The sequence below is a fragment of the Acinetobacter sp. UBA3025 genome (assembly GCF_002367915.1).
Taxonomy (GTDB): Bacteria; Pseudomonadota; Gammaproteobacteria; order Pseudomonadales; family Moraxellaceae; genus Acinetobacter.
Window position 1 is genome coordinate 1 of the sequence record NZ_DFDO01000201.1, and the last position, 5578, is coordinate 5578.

Sequence of the window (5578 nt, forward strand, 5' to 3'; positions counted from 1 at the left end):
GCATCAGCAGGCTTTTTTTATGATTAGCTTTACAGCGTAGTTTCGTTATGTTTCTTGCTATGACGAATCGACAAAATCGCAGTCACCGTCAAGACAATTACAATAAAGCTCAGTGAAATCCAGATCGGCATATGGAATACATCCAGCATCAGCATCTTAAAGCCGATAAAGACCAGAATCAAACCTAGGCCATAAGGCAGATAATGCATTTTTGAGGCTGCACCTGAGAGCAGGAAGAACATGGCACGCAGGCCTAAAATTGCCATCAGGTTCGCAGTAAGCACAATGAAGGGGTCGGTGGTGACAGCAAAAATAGCAGGAATAGAATCGACTGCGAAGATCACATCAGAGGCTTCGACCAGAATCAGCACCAAGAATAACGGCGTTGCCCAAAGCAAACCATTTTGACGGACAAAGAATTTATCGCCCTGAAGTTGCGGGGTGATACGCATATGTTTACGTAGCCATTTCAGAATGGCCATATCTTCAATATTGCTGTCTTCTTCATGCTGACCACGCAGGAATTTGAAGCCGGTATACACCAGGAACGCACCGAAGAGATACAGAATCCAGGAGAATTCCTGTACAAACCAGGCACCAATAAAAATAAAGATTGTTCTGAGCACAATTGCACCCAGTACACCATATAACAGCAATTTACGTTGTAGCGCTGGTGGAATGGCAAAGGCGGCAAAGATCATCAGCCAGACAAAGACATTATCAATTGCCAAGGATTTTTCCAGCAGATAACCGGCAAAGTATTCCATGACCTTGGTATTGGCAATTGCCGCACCTGCAGTCTGCTCCAGATACAGCCATAATCCACCACCAAATAAAGTCGCGACACTGACCCAGGCGATACTCCAGTAGGCAGCGGTACGGACTTTTACTTCCTCACCATGCTGATGTTTAAAGCCGACAAAATCGATCACCAGCATGACGGCGACAATTGCGAAAAAGACAAGATACAGCCAGAGCGTACCAATTGTTTCCATGTGAATTCTCCACATCGGACGACTGGCCATAAAAAAACCTTGACCAGCTGCCAGATGAAAAACATCTATAACAACATGATCAAGGTCTTGCCTACATCTTAGTGTTTCACTTTTTTATATCAAGTGTGACCTAAAGATGCTCAGATACCGACTTTTTGCAAAGTGTAATGACGATATTCTGACACGTTTAAAAACTGAAATTTCATTCTTAAACGTTTGGAGGAGGCTACTCCCCTTGTTCAAACTCAATTCTGTTTGAGCAATTGCTCAATATCAGATGAGCATGACAGATTTTATGCATAATCACAAATTATTTTACAAAAAGCAGCGTTTAATCAGCGGCTTTGGGCAAAAAGTCTAGGCGCTGAACCAAATAAAGACTAAGCAGAAATCCAAGGATCGCCAGCCCTGCTCCGGCCCAGCCAATGCTCGATAGTCCAATCTGAAGCGTGACTATACTGCCAAGCAAAGCTCCTCCGCCAATACCGACATTATACAGGCCTGAATAAATGGCCATGGCAACATCGGTGGCATCTGCAGCCAGGTTCAGGGTTTTGGATTGTAGAGCCAAACTGAAACCAATAATGCTCATACCCCACAGCAGAGATAGGCCAGACAAACCTGTGACTGTGCTCGACAGTGGTAATAACAGCAGCATTGAAATAACCAGTCCAAAAGTAAAAGTAGGAATAGTCATTTTTGGGAACCGCGCAGCAAAACGGCCAAACAGATAGGAGCCCAGGAATCCTGCCCCGCCATAAACCAGAAGTAAAGTTGTGGTCTGGGCTGAATCAAAGTGGGCGATATTCAGGGAAAACGGTTCAATATAGCTATAAGCGGTAAACTGCGCCGTAATCACCAGAATGGTGAGGGTAAAGACTAGCATCAGGCTTGGACGTTTGATCAGGCTTTTTAAGCTGCTGAGGGAGCCTGAATTGACACTTGGAAGCAATGGCAAGGTTTTGGCCAGAATCAGGCAAATGATCAATGCGAGACACGCAATCAGGGCAAAACTATTACGCCAGCCATACGCCTCACCAATCATCCGGCCAAATGGAATACCGAGCACCATCGCCATCGCCGTTCCAGTGGCTAATAAACCAAGTGCCTGAAACTCTTTACCTTTCGGTGCGACCCGAACTGCAAGTGATGCGGTAATCGACCAGAACAAGGCATGCGCAATAGCAATCCCTACCCGGCTGAGTACCAGCGTGCTAAAACTCCAGGCAAAATAGGACAGCACATGACTTAAAATAAAAACTGCAAAGACCAGCATCAGCAGAAAACGCCGTTCTATGGCTTTGGTAAGCAGCATGATCGGAAGGGAAAGTAAGGCCACAATCCAGGCATAAATGGTCAGCATGATGCCGGCCTGAGTGGCAGACATGGCAAAGCTTTGCCCGATTCCACTCAGTAATGCCACAGGAATAAATTCGGTAGTGTTAAAAATAAAAGCCGCACAGGCTAAAGCGATGACACCAATCCATTGCTTGGTGACGGAAGAAGCGGAAGATGAGTCAGACATACGAAGCTGCATGCAAAAAGATGCTGCATTCTAATCCTGTCTTTCTCAATTAGGGAGTAGGTAAAATTAAATTTTTGGGGTGATATGTGATGACTCAAACTGCATCACCCTCAATCAGGCAAAATAGAGAAATAAAAAGTTATCAATATTTGAAAAAAATCACAGGAAATGATGAAAGAAAATAAAAAATTTCATCCAATATTAAAAACTTAACAATAATTCATATTATTTCTTTAACAAGATGTTTTAAATTAAATAAACCAATAATTTTATTAAGGGATCAGCCTTCAGTATGGACATTCAACATCAAGATTCAAAACGCGGCGGTGTATTTTTTATGGAGGAAGATGGTCGACGTCTTGCTGAAATTACATATCAGTGGCAAGAAGCATCGACCATCGTGGCTGATCATACTTGGGTAGATAATTCCTTACGCGGTCAAGGCGTAGCACGCAAAATGCTGGATGTGCTGGTCGACTTTGCCCGCAAGAATAGCTTAAAAATTATTCCCCAATGTTCCTATGTAGATGTCATGTTTGAACGTGATCGCAGCCTACAGGATGTGGCAGCTGCTATTTAGCAATTGAATTAAACTTATCCAAGATAGAGATATGTTGTAATTTGCCCTTAAGCGCAGGTACAGAAATACGCTGTAGCAGGTTATATACGCCATAACCTGCCATCAGGCCTATGATGTTCCATAATACTTCTTCATATTTGCCTAACAGCGTAAGTATTCCAATCATCAGGCTTACACTGATATAAAAAAACATACGACCGCGAACAAACTGTAAAAGCGTCCAGCCTATAAAAACCGAACTGAGCAGAATATTGGTCTCGGTCGTCAAGGCCAGTTTATTCAGCATAATCAAAAGCATAAAACATATACACAACAACGCTACAGTGAAAATCAGATCTTTTAACATCAGGTTTCACTCCTTCATCATTATCGCTATATATCTGAAATCATTGATATCCTCTCAGGAGGTAATTGTTAGAAGTTTTCTTTGGAAAAGCAAACCTAAAATAATGTAAGCAAAAACGGATATTTGCTTAAAAAATGATCGACTTAAATTAAAATAATTGATTAAATTATGCTTTTAATTCTTTCTGCAGTGAGATGACCTTATGCTACAGCTTTGCTACGCCAGTGAGCGTATAGAATCTGAACAAGAGTTATTACAGGATCTTAGCGATATATTATCTGTAGCGAGAAAATTTAATAAAGCTCATCAGATTAACGGGGTTTTATATTATTCCCATGGCAAGTTTTTTCAATGTCTGGAAGGTGAAGCAGAGGTGGTAGAAAATCTGTTTCAGAGCATTTGCCGTGATCCACGCCATCATCAGGTGCTTCGCTTTCAGGATGTAACAGTAGAACATCCACATTTCTCGGAATGGTCCATGAAATATGTCCATAAACATAGTGAAATTTCTTCTTTATTTTCACGTTTAGGTTTAGGTCAGTTTGAACCTCATGCATTGCAACAGGAGCAGTTGAGTGGATTCCTGAAGCTGCTCTATCGTCTGGATGAAAATCAGGCCAATCTTGCTTCTCCTCAAGGTTATAAACAGCGTGGTTATATTCCCTATTTTTAATTGACGCTAAAAAATAAAAAAGTCCGCTATGCGGACTTTTTTTTGTTGTCGATAATGATTTAAGTCATTTCAATCATGACCTTTAAAGCCTTTTCGTCAGAAGCATGTTTAAACACATCATAGGCCTTTTCAAATTCAGCAAACTTGAAGTGATGGGTGGCCAGTTTTTCCAGTGGCAATTTGCCGGAACAGCAGGTTTTGAGCAGTATGCCAGTGGTATTGACTAGGCCTGTGGTTATGGTCAGGTTCTTGATCCAGAGTTTATTCAGTTCAAAATTGACGGATTTACCATGTACACCGACATTGGCCAGATGTCCGCCCTCCTTGACGATGTGCTGGCAGATATTCCAGGTGGCTTCCAGGCCCACTGCTTCAATGGCACAGTCCACCCCTCGCCCATCAGTGAGTTCCAGTACACGTTGAATAGCATCCTCATTGGCTGAATTCACGGTATGGGTGGCCCCGACAGTTTTGGCAAATTCCAGCCGGTTATCATCGACATTGATCATGATGATATTGGCTGGAGAATAAAACTGGGCAGTGAGCAAGGCACTCATGCCAATCGGGCCGGCACCGACAATCGCCACATTGTCCCTAGGTTTGACCTGACCATATTGCACGCCAATTTCATGTGAGGTCGGCAAAATATCGGAAAGAAAGACCGCAACATCTTCATTCAAACCTTCTGGTAAATGATAGAGAGAAGTATCGGCAAATGGGGTTCGGACATATTCGGCACGAGTGCCATCAATCATATAACCCATAATCCAGCCACCCTCGTTTCTACAATGGGCATATAGCTGTTTCTGGCAGTTTTCACAGGTGCCGCAGCGGCTGACACAGGAAATAATCACCCGATCGCCCTTTTTAAAGTTTTGAACTGCGGAACCGACTTCTTCCACAATACCAATACCTTCATGACCGAGAATCCGGCCATTAAAGCTGCCGGTTTTTTCTTTTGCAACCTCCTCAATTTCGGGGGTTTTACCTTTCTATATCCCGAGGTCAGTAACACAAATGGTGACTTTGCTAAGTTTGATAATGGCATCAGTAGGTTGCAGAATGTGGGGAATGGGACGTTCTTCAAAACGGATATCATTGGCGCTGTAATAAACCATGGCTTTCATTGTTGTCATGACAGATCTCCTAGGGGAATGAGGGTCTGAACAAGAGAGATAAAGCTATTTTTTTGCTGCCTTTACAGCCTGGAAAATCATCAGGAGGGTTGAAGATAAAAGAGGATCGAAATGCTGTTGTTCTTATTGATTGTGCCTAGGGCACTCAAAGACTGCAATGAGTCTTGTGTCCAGATTGCAACAAAAGATAATGAAAAGAAAAAAGATAAATTTTAGCTGTTTTAACATTGAAATAAGAAAGTTGATTTGAACTTAGATGAGGGGCTATTTTCTTAAAAAAGATAGAAAGCGAATTTAATTTTTAAAATAAAAAAGCCCGCTCT

7 protein-coding genes are annotated in these 5578 nt (G+C 42.4%); 2 read left to right on the forward strand and 5 right to left on the reverse strand.

The features are described from left to right. Nucleotides 1-29: 29 nt before the first annotated feature. Together B4J23_RS08355 and B4J23_RS08360 are read right to left on the reverse strand one after the other, a co-directional pair. Nucleotides 30-995 carry a TerC family protein gene (locus B4J23_RS08355; protein WP_291359925.1) on the reverse strand — a complete coding sequence of 322 codons (966 nt, stop codon included), beginning with the start codon at nucleotides 993-995 and terminating at the stop codon, nucleotides 30-32. Nucleotides 996-1326: 331 nt separating this feature from the next. Further along, nucleotides 1327-2520, reverse strand: a complete 1194-nt coding sequence (locus tag B4J23_RS08360; RefSeq protein WP_291359927.1) for a sugar transporter — start codon at nucleotides 2518-2520, stop codon at nucleotides 1327-1329. Between the two features lie 292 nt (nucleotides 2521-2812). Here B4J23_RS08360 and B4J23_RS08365 point away from each other — a divergent pair, with 292 nt between their 5' ends. Continuing rightward, nucleotides 2813-3100 (forward strand): GNAT family N-acetyltransferase, encoded by a 288-nt coding sequence (locus B4J23_RS08365; protein WP_291359929.1) that lies wholly within the window; start codon nucleotides 2813-2815, stop codon nucleotides 3098-3100. Here the strand turns inward: B4J23_RS08365 and B4J23_RS08370 are convergent. Further along, the gene (locus B4J23_RS08370) at nucleotides 3093-3446 is read right to left on the reverse strand and encodes a hypothetical protein (protein ID WP_214001746.1); all 354 of its coding nucleotides are present in this window, start codon (nucleotides 3444-3446) and stop codon (nucleotides 3093-3095) included. The genes B4J23_RS08365 and B4J23_RS08370 overlap by 8 nt on opposite strands. Before the next feature lie 202 nt (nucleotides 3447-3648). Between B4J23_RS08370 and B4J23_RS08375 the strand changes: the two genes are divergently transcribed. Then, a complete protein-coding gene (locus B4J23_RS08375) occupies nucleotides 3649-4119 on the forward strand; it encodes a BLUF domain-containing protein (RefSeq protein ID WP_214001745.1) in 471 nt (156 codons plus the stop codon). Nucleotides 4120-4178: 59 nt separating this feature from the next. Here B4J23_RS08375 and B4J23_RS08380 read toward each other — a convergent pair whose 3' ends face one another. Then, complete coding sequence (locus B4J23_RS08380) at nucleotides 4179-5093, reverse strand: zinc-binding dehydrogenase (RefSeq protein WP_349678866.1); 915 nt, start codon at nucleotides 5091-5093, stop codon at nucleotides 4179-4181. A gap of 18 nt (nucleotides 5094-5111) precedes the next feature. Beyond that, nucleotides 5112-5255, reverse strand: coding sequence for an alanine acetyltransferase (locus B4J23_RS08385; RefSeq protein WP_291359932.1), 144 nt, complete (start codon nucleotides 5253-5255; stop codon nucleotides 5112-5114). Nucleotides 5256-5578 lie beyond the last annotated feature (323 nt).

Excerpts from the sequence above, each read along its gene's own strand:
- B4J23_RS08360 (WP_291359927.1), bottom strand. The coding sequence starts at position 2,520 with ATGTCTGACTCATCTTCCGCTTCTTCCGTCACCAAGCAATGGATTGGT.
- B4J23_RS08375 (WP_214001745.1), top strand. The coding sequence starts at position 3,649 with ATGCTACAGCTTTGCTACGCCAGTGAGCGTATAGAATCTGAACAAGAG.
- B4J23_RS08385 (WP_291359932.1), bottom strand. The coding sequence starts at position 5,255 with ATGACAACAATGAAAGCCATGGTTTATTACAGCGCCAATGATATCCGT.
- B4J23_RS08355 (WP_291359925.1), bottom strand. The coding sequence starts at position 995 with ATGGAAACAATTGGTACGCTCTGGCTGTATCTTGTCTTTTTCGCAATT.
- B4J23_RS08370 (WP_214001746.1), bottom strand. The coding sequence starts at position 3,446 with ATGTTAAAAGATCTGATTTTCACTGTAGCGTTGTTGTGTATATGTTTT.
- B4J23_RS08365 (WP_291359929.1), top strand. The coding sequence starts at position 2,813 with ATGGACATTCAACATCAAGATTCAAAACGCGGCGGTGTATTTTTTATG.